Origin of the sequence: Microbacterium sp. NPDC006705, assembly GCF_044903545.1 — a bacterium.
GTDB classification, from domain to species: Bacteria; Actinomycetota; Actinomycetes; order Actinomycetales; family Microbacteriaceae; genus Microbacterium; species Microbacterium plantarum.
In genome coordinates this window covers 162,595-184,482 of record NZ_JBJDQQ010000002.1, presented here as the reverse complement: position 1 = coordinate 184,482, position 21,888 = coordinate 162,595, and the positions used below count along the sequence as shown (strand labels likewise).

The following is a 21,888-nucleotide window of genomic DNA, read 5'->3' as shown; positions in this document are numbered from 1 at the left end:
GAGTGCGCTGTGGGGGTGAACAGAAGGTGAACGGCGCTCCCCAGCCCCGGAAAGACGCGGCTATCGGGGGATCATCGCGCGCGAGATCACACCTTCGGCATGTGGGTTTCGATTGCGACGATCCCGGCCCCGGGGTTCTCCCGCGGCAGGTGCACGACCGAGAATGCGCCCGTCTCGAGCGACGAGGCGCTGCCGAGATACGACCCGCGCAGGGTGCCGGTGGCCAGCGCCATCTCGCTGAGGAGGTCGGGCAGCACCGGGCCGTGGGTGCAGAGCACGACCGGCTTGCGGGCGCGCACGCGATCACCGACGACCGACCGGACATCGGCCTGACCGTTCTCCCAGGCGTCCTGCGAAAGGTGCGGAGACTTGTCGATCCGCTTGCTGATCGCGGCCGCCAGGGGCGTCACGGTGCGCACGCATCGCCGCGCGTCGGACGAGATGATGCGGCGGACGCCGAACGCGACGAGCGGGCCGACGATCGCGTGCGCCTGCTTCTTGCCTCGGGACGAGAGCGGCCGCGCGGCATCCTCGCCGTCCCAGTCCTCGCGAGCCACGGCTTTCGCGTGCCGCAGCGCGATGAGGGGGAATGTGTCGATGGCGCGCTCGTCGACGAGCCGCACGAACTCGTCGAGGATCTCGACGTCGACGGGGTAGCTGAGCGCTTTGCGAGCCTTTTTCAGACTCATCCACTCGAGCGCGGCGATCTCCTTGTTCGGTACGAACGTCGACATCCTGATCGCCAGGTCGGTCGCCTCCGCCGCCCAGTAGTGAACGATCTTCTGCTTCTTGCTCGGCAGGTGGTACTTCGAGACACCGACGGGCGGACCGAGCCGGACCGAGATGCCGGTCTCCTCCCGGATCTCGCGCACGGCCGTCTCGGCGAGCATCTCACCGGGATCGACCTTGCCCTTGGGCAGGGTGAGGTCGCGGTACTTGGTGCGATGGATGATCAGCACCCTGACCTTGTCGTCGACCCACCGCCAGACGACTCCGCCTGCCGCGTACACCGCGGTGTCGGTCATCGCACCGCCCGCGCCCGGCGGCGCCGCTGCACCTGAGCCATGGTGCGGTCCTGCAGATCGACCAGCGGCTTGCCGTCGTCGTCGAACGCGTGGCGCGTCCACACTCCGCCGTCACCGAGGTGCCACGAGCTGGTCGAGTCGCTCATCGCCAGGTCGAACAGCGTCGTCAGCTCCTTCACGTGGGCAGGAGCGACGACGCGCACCAGGGCCTCGACGCGGCGGTCGAGGTTGCGGTGCATCATGTCGGCGCTGCCGATGTACGCGATCGTGTCGCCGTCGTTGTGGAACGTGAAGATGCGCGAGTGCTCGAGATAGCGCCCGAGGATCGACCGGACGGTGATGTTGTCGGTGACGCCGGGAAGGTCGGTGCGCAGCGAGCAGATGCCGCGCACCCATACGTCGACACGCACGCCCGCCTGGCTCGCCCGGTACAGGGCGTCGATGATCTGCTCATCGACCATCGAGTTGACCTTGATGCGGATGTGAGCGGGCTTGCCGTCGAGCGCGTTGCGGCGCTCGGCGTCGATGTGCCGAAGCAGCCCCTTCCGCAGGTGGAGGGGTGCGACCAGCAGCCGCTTGAACTTCTTCTCGATCGCGTAGCCGCTGAGCTCGTTGAACAGACGCGTCAGGTCGCGGCCGACCTGCTCGTCGCTCGTGAACAGGCCGAAGTCCTCGTAGAGCCGGCTGGTCTTGGGGTTGTAATTGCCGGTGCCGATGTGGCTGTAGCTGCGGAGCGTGCCGTCCTCTTCGCGGATGACGTGCAGCAGCTTGCAGTGGGTCTTCAGCCCCACGAGGCCGTAGACGACGTGCACACCGGCCTTCTCGAGCTTGCGAGCCCACACGATGTTGGCGGCCTCGTCGAAGCGGGCCTTCACCTCGACGAGCGCCAGCACCTGCTTGCCGCGCTCGGCGGCGTCGATCAGCGCCTGCACGATGGGGCTGTCGCCCGAGGTGCGGTAGAGCGTCTGCTTGATGGCGAGCACGTGGGGATCGCGGGCCGCCTGCTCGAGGAACGCGACGACACTCGTGGTGAACGACTCGTACGGGTGGTGTACGAGGACGTCGCCAGCACGGATGGCGCCGAAGAAGTCGGTGCGCCCGTTCTGCTCGGCGGGCTGGAAAGCGGTCGCCGTCGTGGGGACGTGGGGCTTGTACCGCAGCTCGGGGCGGTCGATGCGCGCGAGGTCGAAGAGTCCGCGCAGATCGAGCAGTCCCGGCAGCCGGTAGACCTCTTGGTCGGTGATGTCGAGCTCGCCGAGGAGCAGGTCGAGCGTGACGTCGTCCATGTCCTCGGTCACTTCGAGCCGGATCGGCGGCCCGAAGCGACGCCGGAGCAGCTCGGCCTCGAGGGCCTGGATCAGGTTCTCGGTCTCGTCCTCCTCGATCACGACATCCTCGTTGCGCGTGAGCCGGAAGGTGTGGTGCTCGAGGATCTCCATGCCGGGGAAGAGGTCTTCGAGGTTGTTCGCGATCAGGTCCTCGAGCGGCAGGTAGCGCTTGACCGATGTGCCGGTGTTCAGCTCGACGAACCGCGGGAGCATCGGCGGCACCTTCAGGCGCGCGAACTCCTGCCGGCCGGTCTTGGCGTTGCGGATGCGGATCGCGAGGTTCAGCGACAGCCCCGAGATATAGGGGAAGGGGTGTGCCGGGTCGACGGCTAGCGGCATCAGAACGGGGAAGACCTGCGCCTGGAAGTAGTCGTACAGTCGGCCGCGCTCGGAATCGTCGAGGTCGTCCCATCCGACGATCTCGATGCCCGCCTCCGCCAGGGCGGGCTGCACCATGTCGCCCCATGCGCCGGCGTGGCGCAGCTGCAGCGCGTGCGCCTCGGCGGAGATGTCGGAGAGCACCTCCTGCGGAGCTCGGCCGACGTTGGTGGGTACCGCGAGGCCGGTGACGATTCGCCGCTTGAGGCCCGCGACGCGCACCATGAAGAACTCGTCGAGGTTGCTCGCGAAGATCGCCAGGAAGTTGGCCCGCTCAAGCACCGGCAGCGTCGGGTCTTCGGCGAGCTCGAGCACGCGCTGGTTGAAGGCGAGCCAGCTGATCTCACGGTCGGTGTAGCGGTGGTCGGGCAGCTGTGCGTCGACGTCTTCGACGGCCGGGTCGAAGTCGTCGTCGTCGGCGTCGCCCAGACCGGAGTCCAGAGCCTCGGTGTCGATCATCCCCTCATCATGGCAGTCCTGCGTGTCCTGCCGGTGAACGAGGCGGAGAGTCAGCTCTGCGCGGATGCGCCGCCGGCGGGAACCGGCTCGTCTTCGTACACGTTGAAGCGGTAGCCGACGTTGCGGACGGTGCCGATCAGCTGCTCGAGGTCGCCGAGCTTCGCGCGCAGTCGCCGGACGTGAACGTCGACCGTGCGCGTGCCGCCGAAGTAGTCGTATCCCCAGACCTCGCTCAGCAGCTGCTCGCGGGTGAACACCCGCGAGGGGTGGGTCGCGAAGAAGTGCAGCAGCTGGAACTCCTTGTACGTGAGATCGAGCGGCCGTCCGTGCACCTTCGCTGAGTACGACGACTCGTCGATCGTGATGCCGGAGGTCTGGATGCGGCTCGAGACCGCCTCCTTGCTCACACGTCCGATCGCCAGACGGATGCGCGCGTCGATCTCGGCGGGGCCGGCGGTCGCGAGAATGACGTCATCGATGCCCCAGTCGGTGGAGACGGCGGTGAGGCCGCCCTCGGTGACGATGAGCACGAGCGGTGCGTCGATGCCGGTGCTGCCGAGGATCTTGCACAGCGACTTCGCCCCCACGAGGTCATGACGCGCGTCGACGAAGACGACTTCGGCGCTGGGGGCGTTGACCAGCTGTGCGGGTTCGGCGGGGATCTGCCGCACCCGGTGGCTGAGCAGCTCGAGCGCCGGGAGCGCGAGACCACCGCCGTGCGTGGAACTCAGAACGAGAAGCTGTGCCAACGGGGATTCCTCCGGGAGCGGCCGGGACGTGACCTCATCTTAGGCGTTCGCTGGGCGCGGCCTGTGCGCACCGTCGCACCGCGCGACATGGTGGGCCACAATGGGAAGGTGACCACGCCCGATCTCGCACCCCCGCGCACCGTCGTCGGAGTCGTCGCCGTCTGGATCGCCGCGGCCGTCGCCGCAGTCCTCGTGGGGATCCTCGCCCCCGCCGAAGACCGGGCCATGTGGATGCCGGTGGCCCTCGGCGGCTGCCTGATCCTCGCCTTCGCGATCCAGCTGGCGCTGGGACGGGTGCGCGGCTTCATCGAGCGCGTGGCCGTGAGCGTGCTCGGCGCGCTGTTCGTCATGGGCTTCATCGGCATCGGGTTCGGGCTCGCGTCGCTCGTCGGAGCCTGACCGCAACCGCTTGCCACAGGCGTGAACGGTCCGCGCGGGCATAGAGTAGAGATATGGATCTCCTCGCGCTCGAAATCTTCTACGTGGGCCTGCTCGGACTGGCGTCGCTCGCCATCGTCTTCGTGTCGGGTGTCGTCGTGAAGAACCTCTACCGCGGCCAGCGCTGACATCGTGCTCGAGCTGCCCACCGACCTGCCGGCGGACCTCGTCCCGCTGTCGTGGCTGCTCGGAGTCTGGGAGGGCTCGGGCGTCATCGACTACGAGACGGCCGACGGTCATCTGACCGGCGAGTTCGCGCACCAGGTGAGCTTCAGCCACGACGGTGGCGACTATCTGAACTACTCCGCCAGCGCCTGGCTCCTCGATGACAGCGGTGCACGCATCCGCCCGCTGGTCGCCGAGACCGGCTATTGGAGGGTCGCGCGTCCGGCAGGAGCCGAGGATGCGGGACCGGGACTGCTTCCGGCATCCGCACCCGGGCGCGAGCGCACCGTCGACGACGTCGAGGCGCTCCGCAACGCTGAAGGCGGCTTCGACCTGGAGGTCGCCCTCGTGCACTCCGACGGCGTGAGCGAGCTCTACCTCGGGCAGGTCCGCGGGCCGCGCATCGACCTCGCGACGGACGCCGTCGTCCGCACGGCGGGGGCGAAGGAGTACACCGCGGCGACTCGCATGTACGGGCTGGTCGACGGCCACCTCCTCTGGGCGTGGGACATCGCGGCGCTCGGCGGCGAGCTCGCCTCGCACGCGTCCGCCCGTCTGGCCAAGGCCGAGTGATGCCGGGCGACGGCGCGACCTTCGCCGGCGTCGACGGAGCGGTGTGCGACGACCTGGGGCTCACGCACATCGGCAATCCGATGCGCGAGCAGCAGCTCCTCGACAGTGGCGGTGCGGTCGCACCCCTGGGCGACCGTGCAGTGGTCACGGTCGCGGGCCCCGACCGGCTCAGTTGGCTCGACTCGCTCACGTCGCAGGCGCTGACGCAGCTGCTCCCGGGGGAGAGCACCGAACTGCTCGTGCTCGACCCGCACGGTCACGTAGAGCACGCGGCATCCGTCGTCGATGACGGCGAGACGACCTGGCTCATCACCGACGTCGAGCGTCTCGAGGCGCTGGTCACCTGGCTCACGCGCATGCGGTTCCGGCTGCGGGTCGAGGTCGTCGATCGTTCCGGCGACACGGCGGTCGTCGGCGGAACGGCATCCGCAGTGGCCGACCTCGCATCGTCCGCCGTGTGGCGCGACCCGTGGCCCGAGGTCTCGATCGGAGGGTGGGGGTACGCGGCCGGCGAGGGGCATCCCGGCGCCGGACGCGACTGGGCCGAGGCGATCGTCGACCGCGAGGACCTCCGCCGGCTCGCCGACGATGCCGCCGCGGGCCGTCGCCGTGTCGCCGGGCGATGGGCCGCGGACGCCCTGCGCGTCGCCGCGTGGCGGCCGCGCGCGGCCACCGAGGCCGACGGCATGACGCTTCCCCACGAGGTCGACTGGCTCCGCACCGCCGTCCACCTGTCGAAGGGCTGCTACCGCGGCCAGGAGACGGTGGCGAAGGTGCACAACCTCGGCCATCCACCCCGACGGCTCGTGGCCCTGCAGCTCGACGGCAGCGACGCGGTGCTTCCGGAACGCGGAGCGGTCGTGCGCCGCGACGGCGACGAGGTCGGTCGCATCACCTCGGTCGCCCGGCACTTCGAGCAGGGCCCGATCGCCCTGGCCATCGTCAAGCGGTCGGTGCCCGTCGACGCCGAGCTCGTGGTGGACGCGGACGGCGAGAGCGTGGCCGCTGTGCAGGAGGTCGTCGTGCCGCCCGACGCCGGGCGCACCGCTGCGCCGCCGAGGCTGCCGCGCCTGAGCCGCCGCACCTGACGTGTCGCCCGAGCGCTCCGACGAGCCGCCCGCCGTCACCGCACCCATCGCGACCGGCTGGCGGGCGCGCGTGCGCCCGCGTCGGGGTCTCGAGCGCGCGCGCGACTCCGCTCCGGCGATCGTGCAGATCGTCGTCGCGGCATCCGCGGCCTACGCCTTCGCGCACCTCGTGCTGGGGCATCCGTCGCCTCTGCTCGCGGCGACCGTGACCATCTCGAGCCTCGGTCTGGTGCGCGACGCGCGGCCGCGTCGGGTTCTCGAGACGGTGATCGGGATGCTGGTGGGCGTGCTCGTCTCGGAGCTCATCGTGGTCGTCGTCGGATCGGGAACCTGGCAGCTCGCCCTGGCTCTCGCCGCGACGCTGCTCACCGCACGGGCGCTCTCGGCGCAGCCGAGCTTCGCGATCTCGGCGGCGATCCAGTCGGTGATCGTGATCGCGATTCCCGGAAGTATGCCGTTCCTGCGCCTCGTCGACGGGTCGGTGGGAGCGGTGGCCGCGCTGCTGGCGACGGCCCTGCTGCCGCGCCGGCCGCTGCGCGAAGTCTCGCGCGCGGGCCGCGCCCTGTTCGCGGACTTCGACGGCGCGGCGGCGACCGTCATCCAGGCGCTGCGCCGCGGCGACCGCGTGCGTGCCGACCGCGGACTCGAGAAGGCGCGGGCGCTGCAGCCGCTCGTCGACGACTGGACGACCTCGCTGGACTCCGGGCTCGCCGTAGCGCGCATCTCGCCGTTCCTCCGGCGCCAGCGTGAGGAGCTGCAACGGCAGGACCGGATGCGCGCATCCCTCGACCTCGCGACACGCAACCTGCGGGTCATCGCGCGCCGCGTGGTGTACGCCCTCGAAGACCGCCAGCCGCGCCCGATCGCGGCGGACCTGCTCGCCCAGATCGCGCGCGCCGCCGACCTGCTGGGTCAGTCGATCGACGACATCGCGCTGGAACCGGCCGCCCGAGAGTCGCTGCTCGCGGTCGCGACCCGGCTCGATCCGACCAGTCTGGCGCCCGGTTCCTCACTCGGCGACCAGAACGTCATCACGGCGCTGCGTCCACTGGTCGTCGATCTGCTCACGGCGGCGGGAATGCCGCAGGCCGAGGCCCGCGCGGCGATGCCGCGGATCTGAGCGCCCGCCGACGGTACGGCAGGCAGCAGGGGTTCGCAACCGCCTCGCGCGGCATCCCGGCGCCTCCCTAGCGTGGTCGTCTTCCCCTGGAGCGAGGAGCGATCATGAAGGCAGTGGTCTGGCACGGCATCGGCGACATCCGGCTCGACGAGGTCGACGAACCGCGCATCGAAGACGGGCATGACGCCATCGTCCGCATCACCCGCAGCGCGATCTGCGGCACCGATCTTCATTTCATCCGCGGCACCATGTCGGGGATGAAGGAGGGCACCATCCTCGGACACGAAGCGGTCGGCGTCGTGACCGATGTCGGCGAACATGTTCGCGGCTTCCAACCCGGTGACCGTGTCGTGATCAACTCGACGATGTCGTGCGGCGCGTGTCGTTACTGCCGCGACGGGCACACCGCGCAGTGCGATGTGGCGAACCCGAACGGGCCGCACGCCGGCACATCCTTCTTCGGCGGGCCCGAGGCGACGGGTCCGGTCAACGGCCTGCAGGCCGAGTATGCGCGCATCCCGTGGGCACAGAACACGATGACGAAGCTGCCCGACTCCGTCACGGACGATCAGGCGATCCTGCTCTCGGACATCTTTCCGACCGCCTGGTTCGGCGCTCAGCTCGCCGGTGTCTCCCGGGGTGACGTCGTCGTGGTGCTCGGAGCGGGGATCGTCGGGCAGTTCTCCGTCGTCTCGGCCTTCAAGCAGGGGGCGGGACGCGTTATCGTCGTCGACGGCGTCGCGGATCGCCTCGCACAGGCACGGACCCTCGGGGCGGAGGTCGTCGACTTCAACGACGTCGACCCCGTGTCGGCCGTCATGGAACTGACGAACGACATCGGGGCCGACTGCGTCATCGACGCCGTGGGTGTGGACGCCGAACGTCCGGCTCGTGGGCCGGCCGCTCCGGATGACGACGCCGCGGCGGAATTCGACGAAGAGGTCGCGCAGGTCGCGCCCGACATCGCGCCCCAGGGCGATCTCTGGCGACCGGGCGACGCTCCGTCGCAGGCGTCGCGCTGGGCGGTCGAGATGGTCGCCAAGTACGGCCGCATCGGGATCATCGGGGTCTACTCACCGCTGGCCGAGGTCTATCCGATCGGGCAGGCCATGAACAAGAACCTCACGGTGCGGATGGGCAATTGCGATCACCACAGCGTCACGCCTCCGCTAATCGACATGGTCGCCGCCGGTGTCTTCGATCCCACCGCCCTCATCACGGCGCACGAGTCGCTGGCGGGCGTCATCGATGCGTACGAGGCCTTCGACCGCCGCGAGCCCGGCTGGATCAAGGTCGCCCTCGACATCGGCGGCTGATCCGGTCGGGCGTCACCGCAGCTGCGGCACCATCACGACACGACGGCGCCGCGGTCGTGCACGAGTTCGCCTCCGACGATCGTCGCGCCCACCTGTATCGACGAGATGCGCTTGGGGTCGACCTCGAGCAGGTCGTCGCTGAGGACCGCGAGGTCGGCGAGCATCCCGCGGCGGATGGTGCCCTTGACATGCTCTTCGCGCGCGGCGTAGGCGGAACCGTAGGTGTAGGCCCGTAGAGCCTGAGCGGGGGACACCGCCTCGGCGGGCGCGAGCGGCACACCGGCCGCCGTGCGGCGGTTGACCATGTCATGGATGCTCGCGATCGGGTCGGGGTGCACGATGGGGGCGTCGGTCGAACCGGGCAGCTCGACACCGCGGTCGAGCCAGGTCCGCATCCGGTAGACCATGTCGGCGCGCTCGGGTCCGACGGCCGCGAGCAGGCCATCGCCGGTCTCGGAAACGAACCGGCCCTGCGGGCTCGGGATGAGGCCGAGTGAGACGACTCGGTCGATCTGGTCGGGACGCGAGACGCCGCAGTGCTCGATGCGGTGCCGCGGATCATGACGGGGGAACTCCCGCTGCGCGGCGTCGACGGCATCCATCAGCGCATCGAGCGCTCGGTCGCCGATCGCATGAGTGGCGATCTGCCAGCCGTTGCGGTGCGCGTCGCGGATCATCTCGCGCAGCTGCGGTTCCTCCCACACCAGGAAGCCCCGGTTGCCCGGGTCGTCACTGAAGTCGCAGCACATCGCCGCTGTGCGTCCGATGAGCGAGCCGTCGCTGAGTACTTTGGTCCCCGAGATGCGCAGTCGGTCGTCGCCGAGCCCGGTACGGGCTCCCAAGTCGAGCCCCCATCCTCGTGCGCCGCCGCCGATCGCGCCCAGGTCGTGCATGACGCGGATGTAGGGCATGGCGTTGATGCGCAGGCGGATGTCGCCGGCCTCGATTCCCTCCTGGTAGGCGCGCAGCTCGATGGGGCTCTGCCCGATCTGCCCCGGTGCCCCGATGCCCGGCTCGGTCACGGTCGTGATGCCGTATCCCAGCAGGTCGGCCGAGGCTAGCCGAGAGCCCTCGCGGTGCGTATCGAGTGTCACCGGCAGGAATCCGCCCGTGACGAGCTCCTGCGCCCGCTCCTGCAGCAGGCCGTCGGGGTGGCCGTCGGCGTCGCGTGAAATGTGTCCGCCGTCGACGTGATGCGGCAGCGCGGCGGGGTCGAGGCCCATGGCCCGGAAGGCGGCGCTGTTGGCGACGCCCATATGTCCCGAGGTGTGTTCGAGGTAGACCGGGTTGTCGGGCGCGATGCGATCGAGATCGGCCAGCTGCGGGTGGCTGCCGAGCTTGTTCTGGTCGTGTCCGCGCCCGAGCACCCACGCGCCGCGAGCGGTGGCAGTCACGGCCGTCGCGATCGCCGCGTAGACGGCGTCGAGGTCGGGCTGTGCCGTGTGCGAAAGATCGAGCCGGAGGAGCTTCTGCCCGTGGAGGCTGAAGTGCAGGTGCGCGTCATGGAAGCCGGGCACCGCTGGAGCGCCGCCGAGGTCGAGCACGCGCTCCGCGGTCGCACCGTCGATCTCCTCATCGACCCCGACGACCCGCCCAGCGAAGACCCCGACCCGCGAGACCATCGGTCGCTCGGCATCGCCGGTGCGGATGCGCCCGTTCTCGATGATCGCGTCGAGTCTCATGCGGACACCTCGCGCTCGCGCTTCTCCGCGGCGGCCGAGAAGCCGCTGCGCACCGTCACGCCCACGACACCTACGAGGGTGATGCCGATGAGGATGACGTAGAAGACCGCGATCCCGACCCAGCTGCCCCCGCCGATGTTCAGCGCGAGCTGTGCGAGCAGGGGAGTGGTGCCGCCGATGAGGGTGGCGCACAGCTGATACGCGGCCGAGATGCCCGTGTAGCGGATGCGCACGGGGAACGCCTGAGCGAGGAAGCCGGCGAGCACCGCGTAGTAGCCCGAGGTCGGGATCATGACCGCAGCGAGAACCAGGAAGATGCCGAGTGGCTCGCCCGACGAGATGACGAGGAATGCCGGGAACGCTATGACGATCGCCGCGACGAGGCTGACGACCATGAACCGTGCCGTCCCGACGCGCTCGGCGATGCGCGCCGCGATCGGCTGCCAGGCGAACTGCACGAAGACCGTGCCGAGCAGGATCATCAGCATCGTCTGACGGTCGACGCCCAGCTGGGTCGTCGTGTACGAGAGCATGAACGTCGAGGTGAAATAGGCGCCGCCGATGCCGAGGCCGCACGCGAGCACGCCGACCAGCAGGGTGCCCCAATGATGACGCAGCAGTTCGCTGATCGGAATGCGGGGCACATCGGCATCCGACGCAGCCGCCTCGAACTCGGGCGACTCCTCGACCTTGAGCCGGATGAGCAGCCCGACGGCGACGAGCACGGCCGAGGCGAGGAAGGGCACCCGCCAGCCCCACGAGAGGAAGGCCTCCTGGTCGAGCAGCCCCACGAGCAGGAACGCGACGGTGGCGAGGATGCTGCCGACCGGTGAACCCTGCTGCACCCACATCGCCGACCGCACGCCCCGTCCCTTCTGCGCGCTCTCCGAGGCCATCAGGACGGCTCCGCCCCACTCGCCGCCGACCGCGAACCCCTGTGCGGCCCGCAGCACGATGAGCAGGATCGGGGCGGCCATCCCCCAGGCGTCGGCCCCGGGGAGGAGCCCGATGAGGAAGGTCGCGACGCCCATGATCATGAGCGTGACGACGAGCGTGTTCTTGCGTCCGAGACGGTCGCCGATGTGGCCGAAGAAGAGTCCGCCGAGGGGCCGCGCGAGGAAGCCCGCCCAGAAGGTCGCGAACGATGCCAGCAGCCCGATGGCCGGATCCGCGCCGGGGAAGAACACCGTCGGCAGCACGAGAGCGGCTGCGGTTCCGAACAGGTAGAAGTCGTACCACTCGATCGAGGTGCCGACGAACGAGCCGAAGGCGGCGCGGCGGGCTTTGCGCTCATCGTGGAGCGCGGGGGCGGAAACGGTCATGGGGGCGGGTCCTCTCGTATCGACGCAGCAGCGCCGTCCGGCCATGCTCCCGGGAGCCCGCCATGTTGTCGAATGATATTCGGGCATTGAGGTATGTTCTCGATGCATGGCCGACCTGTTCGCTTTCGCGTCCTTCGCCGCCGTCGTCGAGGAGGGCTCGATCTCGGCGGGTGCGCGTCGCCGCAGTATCACGCAGCCGGCGATGTCACGGCAGATCCAGCGGCTCGAGGAGGAGCTCGGGGTTCGCCTGCTGGTCCGGGGCAACGGGCCGGTGCGCCCGACTCCGGCCGGTGCCAGATTTTACGATCGCGTAACCGACCTGCTCGCGCTCGCCGAGAACGTCGTGGGACGGACCAAGCAGGAGAGCGGGCAGACCCGAGCCATTCTGCACGTCATCGCGCCGTCGGCGACCATCACGTCGGCGATCGCCCCCTACCTCGTCGCACGGGGTGCGGCCGCGCCGGTGCTCGACTGCGACGACGCCGACCCGTTCCGCGTGTTCGACCTGGCCGCCACGCGAGGCGCGGACCTCGGGATCTCGACGACGACGCCGCGGCCGGGGTGGCGTGGGCGCCGTCTGTCCGCAGCGCGCGTGTGGGCTCATGTGCCGCGCGAGCACGACCTCGCGCGGCGCGCGGAGGTCGGCGTCGGCGAGCTCGTGCAGCATCCGCTCGTGCTGCTGACGCCCAATAGCGCGGCGCGACGTGCCCTCGACCACGAGGTCGGCCGGGCCGGCCTCGCCTACGACGACCCCATCACGGTGCGTCAGCCCGCGATCGCTCGCGCGCTGGTGGCCGCGGGACGCGGGATCGCCGTGCTGACGGACGACCCGGCTCCGGGAACGGTGACGGTCCCGATCGCCGGGGCTGACGGATGCCTCGAGGCGCAGTTGTACGCGGGGTGGGATGCGGACGGGCCGCGGGCTCCGCTCATCGAAGCCGTCGTCGACGACTTGGCGGGCTTCCTCGCCGAGCGCGGTCGCGGGCGGGCGCGACAAGCCGCGCGCCGCAGCCGCCTCGTGAGATCGGCCGGATCCGAGCCCGAGGGCCGCTGAGCGTGTTCGATAGGAGACGAGGAGCCACACCATGACCAGTGAGAACATCCCGTCCGCCGACGACGCCCCCACGGCCGCGGATCTGCTGCGCCGCGCACTGGCCTCACCCGACGGGTCGGAGCGGGTTCGCAGCGCGATGGCGGCGGGAACCTACCCGCGTCCCGAGTACGTTCCGGTGCTCGTCGAGCAGTGCGCGCACGAGCCCGACCTCACCGTTCGCGAGACCCTGACCTGGGCCCTCACCCGGCAGGACCGCGACACGACTCTCGATCGGGTGCTTCCCGAGCTCGGATCGCCGTTCCCGAGGGCACGGGCTCAGGCGCTCCACACGCTCTCGAAGATCCGCGACCCCCGGGCCTGGCCCGCGATCACATCGGAGCTCCTGCACGACGAGAACGCCGAGGTCGCGCGGACCGCGTGGCGTACGGCAGCCGGACTCGCACCCGAGGCCGAGCGCGCCGCGCTCGCATCGGAACTGGCGGCGCACTTCGGCCTCGGGCCGGACGATCTGCAGCAGAGTCTGAGCCGGGCGTTCGTGATGCTCGGCGAATCGGGCCGCGACGCGATCGACCGGGCTGCGGCAGCGGGGGAGTGGAACGTCCGCGTGCACGCCCTCGCGACGGAGCACCTCGTCTCGTACCCCGAGGAGGGCTACGAAGCCGCTGTCGCCGTCGCTCGCCGTGCTGCGGCGCGACGGGACGCCGCTGACTGGAACGAGGGCTGACCTCGCGCGATGACGGACGCGGCGGGCGTCAGTGCGGCGCGACTGCGCTCCACGGAACGGTGAACTCGCCCAGGCGCCACCGTGAACGGTCGCCGAGGTCGATTCCGCGGTCAGCCATCGCCCCCAGGGCCGTCCGCCACCGTTGCACCGGGCCGAAAGCGGATGCCGGCGCGGCCCGCCGCCACTCGTCGTCGAGCGACGACAGCAGCTCGTGCACCCGCTCACCGGCGACGTTCCGGTGGATGAGGGCCTTCGGCAGACGTTCGGCCGCGATCGCGGGGGAGTCGAGCCCCGCGAGACGGAGCGAGATGGTGAGGCTGCGGGGTGCGGCACCCGGGCCCACCTCGATCCAGGTGCTCACCCGGCCGATCTCGTCGCACGTGCCCTCGACGAGCATGCCGTCGGGTGCGAGGCGCGACGTCATCCGGGACCACGCGTCGGCGACATCCGCTTCGTCGTACTGGCGCAATACGTTGAAGGCACGGATGATCGCCGGCCGGCGGCTACCCGGCACGGGCACCTCGAACCCGCCTCGCGCGAATCCGACGCGGGCGTCCGGGGCGAAGGGCGTCCGTCCGACCCGCACCTCCTCGAGTTGCGTGCGCGCGCGAGCGACGCGCTCGGGATCGATCTCGAGCCCGAGCACCTCGACGTCGGGTCGCGCGGGGCGCAGGCGTGCCTCCAGCTCGAACGCCGTGACGCCGCTCGCGCCGTAGCCGAGGTCGATCACCAGGGGGTCGGCGCACCGGCGCAGCACGGGATGCCGCGCGATCCAGCGATCGACGCGACGCAGGCGGTTCGTGTTCGTGGTTCCACGGGTGGCCTGCCCGATATGTCCCGGGGCCATGACCCCATGATCGCAGGCCCCGGCTCGATAGACTCGGAGCATGAGTGCGCCCTACACGCTGATCCTCCTCCGCCACGGGCAGAGCGAGTGGAACAAGTCCAACCAGTTCACCGGCTGGGTCGACGTCCGACTCACCGACCAGGGCAAGGCCGAGGCCCAGCGCGGCGGTGAGCTGCTCGCCGAGGCGGGCCTGCTTCCCGACGTCCTGTACACATCGGTCCTCAGCCGCGCCATCCAGACCGCTCAGATCGCGCTCGATGCGGCCGACCGCCTCTGGATCCCGGTCAAGCGTTCGTGGCGTCTGAACGAGCGCCACTACGGCGCCCTGCAGGGCAAGGACAAGGCGCAGACCCTCGCGGAGTTCGGCAACGAGCAGTTCATGCTGTGGCGTCGTTCGTTCGACGTGCCGCCGCCGCCCCTCGCCGACGACGACCAGTACAGCCAGGTGAACGACCCGCGCTATGCCGACATCGACGGCGAGGTGCCCCGCACCGAGTCGCTGAAGCTCGTCATCGACCGTCTGCTGCCCTACTGGGAGTCCGACATCGCCACGGACCTGCGTGCCGGCAAGACCGTGCTCGTCACCGCTCACGGCAACTCGCTCCGCGCGCTCGTCAAGCAGCTCGAGGGCATCAGCGACGACGACATCGCCGAGCTGAACATCCCCACCGGCATCCCGCTGGTCTACAAGCTCGACGAGGACCTGAAGCCGCTCGGTCCGGGAGAGTACCTCGACCCCGAGGCGGCCGCAGCGGGAGCTGCTGCCGTGGCCAACCAGGGCAAGGCCTGAGTACGACACGCACGAAGGGGCGGTGCCGATCGGCACCGCCCCTTCGTCGTCGAGACCGGATGCCGGTCAGAGACCGCTCTCGCTCACGATGACGTTGATCGTCTCGGTGTCGGGGCGCCATTCACCCGTCGCGAGGTAGGCCACGCGCTTGCCGACCGTCACCGCGTGATCGGCGAAGCGCTCGTGGTACCGGCTGGCGAGGGTCGCGTCGACCGTGGCCGCGGCCTCGCCCTGCCAGTTCTCGCTGAGCACCTTCTCGAAGACGCTGAGGTGGAGGTCGTCGAGCCGGTCGTCGAGAGCACGCAGCGTCTCGACGAGCGCGAGGTCTTCCGAGCGCAGCAGCTCGGTCAGCGTGCGCGCGACCTCGACGTCGATCTCGCCCATCTTGGTGAAGGTGCCCTTGAGGCCCTTCGGGATCGCTCGCTCGGGGAAGCGCATGCGGGTGAGCTGCGCGATGTGCTCGGCGATGTCGCCCATGCGCTCGAGCGACGCACTCGTGCGCAGCGCTGAGACGACGATGCGCAGGTCACGGGCGACCGGCTGCTGGCGGGCGAGGATCTCGATCGCCAGCTCGTCGATCGCGATGGCCTTCTCATCGATCACGGCATCCGCGTCGATGACCTCTTCGGCGAGGGTGATGTCGCTCGTGCCGAATGCACGCGTGGCCTTCTCGATCGCGACGGTCACCAGCTCGGAGATCTCGACCAGGCGGGTCTGGACGTCCTCGAGGGACTGGTGGAACACTTCGCGCATCGGAGCACCTTTCCTTCTTGCGGAGACAGCACGACGCCGTACTCACGGCGACGCGATTGTCGCTCGACAAGGTTAACGAACGGTGCCGAGCCGATGAACATCCGCGCCAGTCGGGGTAGGAACGGCCGAGACGCGATGGGCGGACCCTGCGCCGCGTTCTAATCTGGAGGAATGAATCCGACGCAGCTCGCGCTGCTCGCCCTTCTCGCGGGCGTGTTCGTCGGCCTTCTCATCAGCGCCGTGGCCTTCCTCGCCTGGCGTGCTCGCGCTCAGGCGCAGGAACAGGCCGACGGTGAACTGCCTGCGGGCGCGCGTGAGGTTCTGGGCGCCCTCGACGAGGCTGCGCTCATCGTCGATGCGTCGTTCACGATCGTCGCGACGTCGCCCTCCGCCGAGTTGTTCGGTCTCTTCGAGGGCGAGTCGATCCCCGGCGACGAGCTGCGCGAGCTGCTGCGGTCTTCCCGCGGCGTGCCGCACTCCGAGACGGGAACGCTGAAGCTCCGACGCGGCGTCGCGCCGGCGGAACCGCGCCTCATCGTCGCGCGCGCCAGCAGCATCACGCCGCGTTTCACGCTCGTGCTGGTCCGCGACATCACCGAGCGCGAGCGGCTCGCTGAGATGCGCCGCGACTTCGTGGCCAACACGAGCCACGAGCTGAAGACACCGGTCGGAGCCGTCACTCTGCTCGCCGAGGCGATCGAGTCGGCCGCCGACGACCCGGAACAGGTGCGCTCGTTCGCCAGCAGGCTGAGCGCCGAGGCGATGCGGCTCGGCAACCTGACCTCGCGCATCATGAGCCTGTCTCGCCTGCAGTCCTCCGACGAGCTGACCGAGCTGCGCGACGTCGCGATCGACGAGGTCGTCACGTCGGCGATCGAGACGCACGCGATCGCTGCCGAGTCGGCGGGCGTCGCCCTCGTACGCGGTGGCGACCGCGGTCTCTACGTCCGCGGGGACGTGCAGGTGCTGAGCGAAGCGGTGGGCAATCTCATCGCCAACGCCATCGTCTATTCGCCGCCGGCGAGCCAAGTGGGCGTGGGCATCCGCGGCAACGGCGACACGGTGGAGATCGCCGTCACCGACCGGGGCATCGGGATCCCCGAGAGCGAGCAGCAGCGCGTCTTCGAGCGCTTCTACCGGGCCGACTACGCCCGTTCCCGACGCACCGGGGGCACCGGGCTCGGGCTGTCGATCGTCAAGCACGCCGTCCAGCGCCACGGCGGCGAGGTCCAGCTGTGGTCGCGGCCGGGCCGCGGCTCCACGTTCACCATCCGCCTTCCCGCGATCGCCGCGCCCGACGGCGCGGCGCCGACGCCCAGGAAGACCAGAAAGAAGATCGCCCGGGCCCTTCCCGCCCGGGCGAAGGGAGACCCATCATGACCCGTGTCCTGCTCGTGGAGGATGAGCCCGACCTCGCCGACCCGCTGGCCTACCTGCTGCGACGGGAGGGCTTCGAGGTCGAGATCGCCGAGGACGGACCCGCTGCGCTCGAGGCTTTCGAGTCGCGTGGTGCCGACATCGTGCTGCTCGACCTCATGCTGCCCGGGATGCCGGGAACCGAGGTGTGCCGCATCATCCGGACGACGTCGAAGATCCCGATCATCATGCTCACGGCCAAGGACTCCGAGGTCGACATCGTCGTCGGGCTGGAATTGGGCGCCGACGATTACGTGACGAAGCCGTACTCGTCGCGCGAGCTGCTGGCGCGGATGCGGGCTGTGCTGCGCCGTGCGGCGACCGCAGAGGTCGATGTCGACGAACGCGTGCTCGTCGGCGGTCGGGTCACGATCGACCTCGACCGTCACACGGTCGCCGTGGACGGCAGCGTGATCAACATGCCGCTCAAGGAGTTCGAGCTGCTCGAAGTGCTCATGCGCAACGCCGGACGCGTGATGACCCGCGGGCAGCTGATCGACCGCGTGTGGGGCAGCGACTACTTCGGTGACACGAAGACCTTGGACGTGCACATCAAGCGCATCCGCTCGCGTATCGAGAGCGACCCGGGGCAGCCGTCGATGCTGCTCACCGTTCGAGGCCTCGGCTATCGATTCGAAGGCTGACGCTCGCGAGCGCGATGAAAAGAGAGGGCCCGGCGATGAACGCCGGGCCCTCTGTTCGCGTCAGATGCGCCGAGTCGTCACGGTGTCGGGGTGGCCGACGGGGTGGGGGTCACCGACGGGGTCGGCGTCTCGAGCGGGACGTACTCGGTGTAGTAGGGAAGCTTGCCGTCGAGGACGGGCACGTCGATGCGCACGCCCTCGGCGTCGCCCGACTGGAACGACATCGGAAGGGTCGCGCCGGGCTTGGTGTCGATGCCGTCGAGCAGGATCGGCTCGTTGCCGTCGACGCCCAGGCTGATGCTGTCGCGGGCCGGAACCTCGATCTCGGTGGTGACGCCGTCGAACCCGAAGATGAGCGTGTGGTCCTCGTCGGTGGGGTTGACGATGGCGGCGAGGAAGTTGCCGGCCGTGCCGGACTCGTCGGCGATGACCATCGCGTTGCGGACGTCGAGCGGGCCGGACGGCGGGATGTTCACGCCGTCCGAAGCGGAGAAGTCGATCGTGGTCGCCTGCGGCGCGATCATGCTGCAGCCGGCGGCTCCCAGGGTCAGGGCGGCGCCCACGGCAATCGAAGCGACGATTCGCAGTTTCACGGATCCTCCAGGCAGGCAGACGGCGTCCTCAGCAGTCTAGAGGGTGACGAGGCTGGTCCGCCGACATCGGCTGGATGCTGCGGGGCATAAGCGGCGGCAAACCTTACTGTATGCCCCCTGTGTTATCCTGGATGTTGCCGAAGGGATATAACTCCATGCTTTTTGAGGTTGGCGAAACCGTCGTCTACCCCCACCACGGGGCAGCCACGATCATCGAGGTCAAGGACCGGATCATCAAGGGCGAGACGAAGAAATACCTGAAGCTCAACGTCACCCAGGGAGACCTCATCATCGAGGTCCCGGCTGACAACGTCGACCTGGTCGGCGTTCGCGACGTCATCGGCAAGGACGGTCTCGAGCGCGTGTTCGACGTCCTGCGCGCTCCCTTCACCGAAGAGCCGACCAACTGGTCGCGTCGGTACAAGGCCAACCTCGAGAAGCTCGCCTCGGGCGATGTCATCAAGGTGAGCGAAGTCGTTCGCGACCTGTGGCGTCGCGATCAGGACCGTGGCCTGTCCGCGGGTGAGAAGCGCATGCTCGCCAAGGCGCGTCAGATCCTCGTCTCCGAGATCGCGCTCGCGCTGAAGGCCGATGAGGACCACGCTTCGGGCGTCCTCGACGAGGTCCTCGCCTCCTGAGGCCGATCCGGCATCCGCTGCCGTGGGCATCATCCCCGTTCCGCGCGTCGCTATCGTCGTCGTCGCGGCCGGTTCCGGAACACGATTGTCGGCCGGGGCGCCGAAGGCTTTCGTCGGTATCGACGAGCATTCGATCCTGAGGCACGCCCTCGACGGCATTGCCGCGGCGCCGGCGGCGCAGGTCGTGATCGTCGTTCCCCGCGGACGTCAGGGCGACGCGCAGACCGAGGCCGAAGCGGCGTTCGGCGGGCGGTCCGATCTCGTGTCGGTCGTCGTCGGTGGCCAGACGCGGCAGCAGTCGGTCGCCGCGGGGCTCGCAGCGCTGTGGGCCGACGTCGAGACCGTCCTCGTCCATGACGCCGCTCGCGCCCTCACCCCGCCGGATGTCTTCGAACGGGTGATCGCCGAGGTCGAACGCACCGGCGCCGGGGTCGTCCCCGCCCGACCGGTCGTCGATACGCTCAAACGCGTGACCGGCGCCGTGGTCGACGAAGCCGTCGATCGCGCTCCGCTCGTAGCGGCGCAGACTCCCCAGGGTTTCCCCCGCGCGCTCCTCGAGGCGGCGTACGCCGCGGCGACGGAGGAGTACACCGACGACGCCGCCCTGTTCGCGGCCGTCGGTCACCCCGTCCACACGGTGATGGGCGACGATCTGTCGTTCAAGATCACCACGCCCGCCGACCTCGATCGAGCGCGTCACCTGTTGCGGCCGGCGACTCCTGCGGCATCCGTGATCCCGCTCGTCGGTATCGGTACCGACGTCCACGCCTTCGGGGGGGACGGGGAATTGCGGCTGGCTGGGCTCGATTGGCCCGGCGAGGCCGGACTGCGCGGTCACTCCGACGGTGACGCCGTCGCCCACGCGATCGTCGACGCGGTGCTCGCGGCCGCGGGCCTCGGCGATATCGGCACCCACTTCGGCGTCGACCGTCCCGAGTACGCGGGTGCCTCGGGCGTCGTCTTCCTGCGGCGGGTGCGCGAGCTCGTGTCTGAGGCCGGGTTCGCGATCGGCAACGTCTCGGTTCAGGTGCAGGCCAACCGCCCGCGATTCGCGCCGCGCCGTGCCGAGGCCGAGGCGGTCTTGACAGATGCCCTCGGGGCGCAGGTTTCCGTCGCCGCGACGACGACCGACGGGCTCGGGTTCACCGGCACCGGCGAAGGCGTCTCAGCGACCGCCGTCGCCCTCGTTCACCGCATCCGCTGACGGGTCAGCCGGCATCCGGCACGGGTCGGGCGCAGTTGCGCGGATGAAGCGCGGTTCGAGCTGCGCCTGATGCATCGAAGTGCGCCCGACGTCGACCGTGCTGCGGCTCAGCGAGCAGCGGACTCGGTCGCGGGATCGAGGTCGCGCGTCATGAACACCGACAGCGGATCGGGGGAGTAGTCGCCGAAGGGCGGGCAGTACGAGAACCCGGCGCTCTCGTAGAGTCCGCGTGCCGGGACGAAATCCGCGCCGGAGCCGGTCTCGAGTCAGAGCGAGCGGATGCCGGCGTCCCGGGCTTCCCGCTCGAGGTGCTGCAGCATCGCGCGCCCGAGCCCGCGCCCGACGAAGGCCTCCGAGACGCGCATGGACTTGATCTCCGCGCGGTCGCTGCCGAGAACCTTGAACGCTCCGACGGCGGCGATCTCGTCGCCCAGCCAAGCCGAGTACACCCGCACGGAGGGATGCTGCAGCGCCGTCAGGTCGAGTGCGTGCACGCTCTCGACGGGCGTGTTCGCGAGCATGCCGGCCAGATGTGCGGCCAGCAGCCCGCGCGTCGCGACGCCGGAGAGATCATCTCGGACGATGGTGAGCGATTCCGTCATGTCAGGCCTCCAGGGGTGTCGGGGCGGGGTTGCTGCGAGAGCGCGAGGTCGCGGCGAGCAGCACCAGGCCGGCGGCGAGCACCGCCAGCCCAACGAGCGCGAGCGGAGCGAGACGTTCACCGAGCAGGATGACGCCGAGCAGACTTGCCGTCAGCGGTTCGGCGAGGGTGAGAGTCGCCGCGGTCGCGGCGCTCAGACCGCCGAGCCCCCAGGTGAACAGGGCGTAGGCGAGCGCGACGGTCGCGAGCCCGAGCCAGAGAGCCATCGTCCAGCCGCGGGCGTCGGTGAGCCAGCCCATGTCGGTGAAAGGGAGCATCGCGACGCCGCACGCCGCAGCTCCGGCTCCCATCGCGCCCGAGACGGTGAAGGCGTCCCAGCCGCCGGAGATCAGCCGCCGCTGCGCGTTGGCGATCACCGCGAACGAGGCGCCCGCCCCGAGTGACCCCAGCACGCCAAGACCGTCCGCCCCCGCCGAGCCGCCTCCCGCGACGGCGAGCAGGGCGACTCCGGCCGTGGCCAGGGCGGTCGCTGTCATCCACGACGTCGTCGGCCGCCGCCGTGTGAGGGCCCACTCGAGCAGTCCGGCCAGCACCGGCGCGGATCCGAGTGCGATGACCGTCCCTACGGCGACACCGTTGCGCGCCGTGCCGAGGAAGAACAACGGCTGGTAGAGGGCGAGGCAGAGTCCGGACAGTGCCATGAGGGCGACGGCGCGCGAACTTGCGACCGGGCGGATGCCGTCGCGTGCGAAGCGTGCGCGCTGTCTTCGGGCCCCGACCGAAAGGCCGACGGCAGCGAGCGCCGTGCCGCCGACGATGAGCCGGGCGGCGCCGACCCCCAGCGGTGTGGTGCTCTCGGGGCCGAGAGCCTGTGCGGTGCCGGTCGTGCCGAACAGCACTGCCGCGGCGAGGACGGCGATCACGGGCAGCACCCTCCAGTTCTACCGCGTCTCGGAGCGCGCTCATGCCACGGCGGCGTGG

At 70.0% G+C, this 21,888-nt stretch carries 22 protein-coding genes; 12 read left to right on the top strand and 10 right to left on the bottom strand.

Annotated elements, in window-relative coordinates:
* Window positions 1-86: 86 nt before the first annotated feature.
* From ACI2K6_RS11460 to ACI2K6_RS11450, 3 genes are read right to left on the bottom strand one after another with little or no spacing between them, the layout of a single operon-like run.
* Window positions 87-1,025: an NUDIX domain-containing protein gene (locus tag ACI2K6_RS11460; RefSeq protein ID WP_112617140.1), complete on the bottom strand. Its 939-nt coding sequence runs from the start codon at window positions 1,023-1,025 to the stop codon at window positions 87-89.
* Complete coding sequence (locus tag ACI2K6_RS11455) at window positions 1,022-3,190, bottom strand: RNA degradosome polyphosphate kinase (protein WP_112617139.1); 2,169 nt, start codon at window positions 3,188-3,190, stop codon at window positions 1,022-1,024. Before ACI2K6_RS11455 ends, ACI2K6_RS11460 begins: the two co-directional genes overlap by 4 nt.
* Before the next feature lie 50 nt (window positions 3,191-3,240).
* Window positions 3,241-3,939 carry a response regulator transcription factor gene (locus ACI2K6_RS11450; protein WP_112617138.1) on the bottom strand — a complete coding sequence of 233 codons (699 nt, stop codon included), beginning with the start codon at window positions 3,937-3,939 and terminating at the stop codon, window positions 3,241-3,243.
* 108 nt (window positions 3,940-4,047) lie between these two features.
* Here ACI2K6_RS11450 and ACI2K6_RS11445 point away from each other — a divergent pair, with 108 nt between their 5' ends.
* From ACI2K6_RS11445 to ACI2K6_RS11425, 5 genes are all read left to right on the top strand, one after another.
* Window positions 4,048-4,338 carry a hypothetical protein gene (locus ACI2K6_RS11445; RefSeq protein WP_404568673.1) on the top strand — a complete coding sequence of 97 codons (291 nt, stop codon included), beginning with the start codon at window positions 4,048-4,050 and terminating at the stop codon, window positions 4,336-4,338.
* A 171-nt stretch (window positions 4,339-4,509) separates the two neighbouring features.
* The gene (locus tag ACI2K6_RS11440; protein ID WP_112617137.1) at window positions 4,510-5,115 is read left to right on the top strand and encodes an FABP family protein; all 606 of its coding nucleotides are present in this window, start codon (window positions 4,510-4,512) and stop codon (window positions 5,113-5,115) included.
* Window positions 5,115-6,203 carry a YgfZ/GcvT domain-containing protein gene (locus ACI2K6_RS11435; RefSeq protein ID WP_404568672.1) on the top strand — a complete coding sequence of 363 codons (1,089 nt, stop codon included), beginning with the start codon at window positions 5,115-5,117 and terminating at the stop codon, window positions 6,201-6,203. The genes ACI2K6_RS11440 and ACI2K6_RS11435 overlap by 1 nt, the downstream gene beginning before the upstream one ends.
* 1 nt (window position 6,204) lies before the next feature.
* A complete protein-coding gene (locus tag ACI2K6_RS11430; RefSeq protein ID WP_404568671.1) occupies window positions 6,205-7,323 on the top strand; it encodes an FUSC family protein in 1,119 nt (372 codons plus the stop codon).
* A gap of 104 nt (window positions 7,324-7,427) precedes the next feature.
* Window positions 7,428-8,639: an alcohol dehydrogenase catalytic domain-containing protein gene (locus ACI2K6_RS11425; RefSeq protein ID WP_404568670.1), complete on the top strand. Its 1,212-nt coding sequence runs from the start codon at window positions 7,428-7,430 to the stop codon at window positions 8,637-8,639.
* Between the two features lie 32 nt (window positions 8,640-8,671).
* Here the strand turns inward: ACI2K6_RS11425 and ACI2K6_RS11420 are convergent, their stop codons facing one another.
* Both ACI2K6_RS11420 and ACI2K6_RS11415 read right to left on the bottom strand, forming a co-directional pair.
* Entirely contained in the window at window positions 8,672-10,321 is a 1,650-nt protein-coding gene (locus ACI2K6_RS11420) for an amidohydrolase (RefSeq protein ID WP_404568669.1), read from the bottom strand.
* Window positions 10,318-11,643, bottom strand: coding sequence for an MFS transporter (locus tag ACI2K6_RS11415; protein WP_404568668.1), 1,326 nt, complete (start codon window positions 11,641-11,643; stop codon window positions 10,318-10,320). The genes ACI2K6_RS11420 and ACI2K6_RS11415 overlap by 4 nt, the downstream gene beginning before the upstream one ends.
* Window positions 11,644-11,749: 106 nt before the next feature.
* Between ACI2K6_RS11415 and ACI2K6_RS11410 the strand changes: the two genes are divergently transcribed.
* Both ACI2K6_RS11410 and ACI2K6_RS11405 read left to right on the top strand, forming a co-directional pair.
* Window positions 11,750-12,697 carry a LysR family transcriptional regulator gene (locus ACI2K6_RS11410; protein WP_112617131.1) on the top strand — a complete coding sequence of 316 codons (948 nt, stop codon included), beginning with the start codon at window positions 11,750-11,752 and terminating at the stop codon, window positions 12,695-12,697.
* A 31-nt stretch (window positions 12,698-12,728) separates the two neighbouring features.
* Entirely contained in the window at window positions 12,729-13,421 is a 693-nt protein-coding gene (locus ACI2K6_RS11405; protein ID WP_404568667.1) for a HEAT repeat domain-containing protein, read from the top strand.
* Window positions 13,422-13,449: 28 nt separating this feature from the next.
* Here ACI2K6_RS11405 and ACI2K6_RS11400 read toward each other — a convergent pair whose 3' ends face one another.
* Window positions 13,450-14,268: a class I SAM-dependent methyltransferase gene (locus ACI2K6_RS11400; protein ID WP_274178670.1), complete on the bottom strand. Its 819-nt coding sequence runs from the start codon at window positions 14,266-14,268 to the stop codon at window positions 13,450-13,452.
* Between the two features lie 40 nt (window positions 14,269-14,308).
* On the opposite strand from ACI2K6_RS11400, the gene ACI2K6_RS11395 reads away from it, so the two are divergent.
* Window positions 14,309-15,058: a phosphoglyceromutase gene (locus ACI2K6_RS11395; RefSeq protein WP_112617128.1), complete on the top strand. Its 750-nt coding sequence runs from the start codon at window positions 14,309-14,311 to the stop codon at window positions 15,056-15,058.
* Between the two features lie 66 nt (window positions 15,059-15,124).
* On the opposite strand, the gene phoU is transcribed toward ACI2K6_RS11395, so the two are convergent.
* On the bottom strand, window positions 15,125-15,811 hold the full coding sequence (gene phoU / locus ACI2K6_RS11390; protein ID WP_274178669.1) for a phosphate signaling complex protein PhoU: 687 nt from the start codon (window positions 15,809-15,811) through the stop codon (window positions 15,125-15,127).
* Between the two features lie 171 nt (window positions 15,812-15,982).
* Between phoU and ACI2K6_RS11385 the strand changes: the two genes are divergently transcribed.
* Both ACI2K6_RS11385 and ACI2K6_RS11380 read left to right on the top strand, forming a co-directional pair.
* Window positions 15,983-17,191, top strand: coding sequence for a sensor histidine kinase (locus ACI2K6_RS11385; protein WP_404568666.1), 1,209 nt, complete (start codon window positions 15,983-15,985; stop codon window positions 17,189-17,191).
* On the top strand, window positions 17,188-17,871 hold the full coding sequence (locus tag ACI2K6_RS11380; RefSeq protein ID WP_112617125.1) for a response regulator transcription factor: 684 nt from the start codon (window positions 17,188-17,190) through the stop codon (window positions 17,869-17,871). The genes ACI2K6_RS11385 and ACI2K6_RS11380 overlap by 4 nt, the downstream gene beginning before the upstream one ends.
* A gap of 77 nt (window positions 17,872-17,948) precedes the next feature.
* On the opposite strand, the gene ACI2K6_RS11375 is transcribed toward ACI2K6_RS11380, so the two are convergent.
* Window positions 17,949-18,464 carry a DNA modification methylase gene (locus ACI2K6_RS11375; protein ID WP_114588359.1) on the bottom strand — a complete coding sequence of 172 codons (516 nt, stop codon included), beginning with the start codon at window positions 18,462-18,464 and terminating at the stop codon, window positions 17,949-17,951.
* A gap of 155 nt (window positions 18,465-18,619) precedes the next feature.
* Between ACI2K6_RS11375 and ACI2K6_RS11370 the strand changes: the two genes are divergently transcribed.
* Both ACI2K6_RS11370 and ispD read left to right on the top strand, forming a co-directional pair.
* On the top strand, window positions 18,620-19,102 hold the full coding sequence (locus tag ACI2K6_RS11370) for a CarD family transcriptional regulator (protein WP_023954865.1): 483 nt from the start codon (window positions 18,620-18,622) through the stop codon (window positions 19,100-19,102).
* 22 nt (window positions 19,103-19,124) lie between these two features.
* The gene (gene ispD, locus ACI2K6_RS11365; RefSeq protein ID WP_404568665.1) at window positions 19,125-20,306 is read left to right on the top strand and encodes a 2-C-methyl-D-erythritol 4-phosphate cytidylyltransferase; all 1,182 of its coding nucleotides are present in this window, start codon (window positions 19,125-19,127) and stop codon (window positions 20,304-20,306) included.
* Between the two features lie 266 nt (window positions 20,307-20,572).
* Here the strand turns inward: ispD and ACI2K6_RS11360 are convergent, their stop codons facing one another.
* Window positions 20,573-20,908, bottom strand: a complete 336-nt coding sequence (locus ACI2K6_RS11360; protein ID WP_404568664.1) for a GNAT family N-acetyltransferase — start codon at window positions 20,906-20,908, stop codon at window positions 20,573-20,575.
* 1 nt (window position 20,909) lies between these two features.
* On the bottom strand, window positions 20,910-21,839 hold the full coding sequence (locus ACI2K6_RS11355) for a DMT family transporter (protein ID WP_404568663.1): 930 nt from the start codon (window positions 21,837-21,839) through the stop codon (window positions 20,910-20,912).
* Window positions 21,840-21,888: the final 49 nt, after the last annotated feature.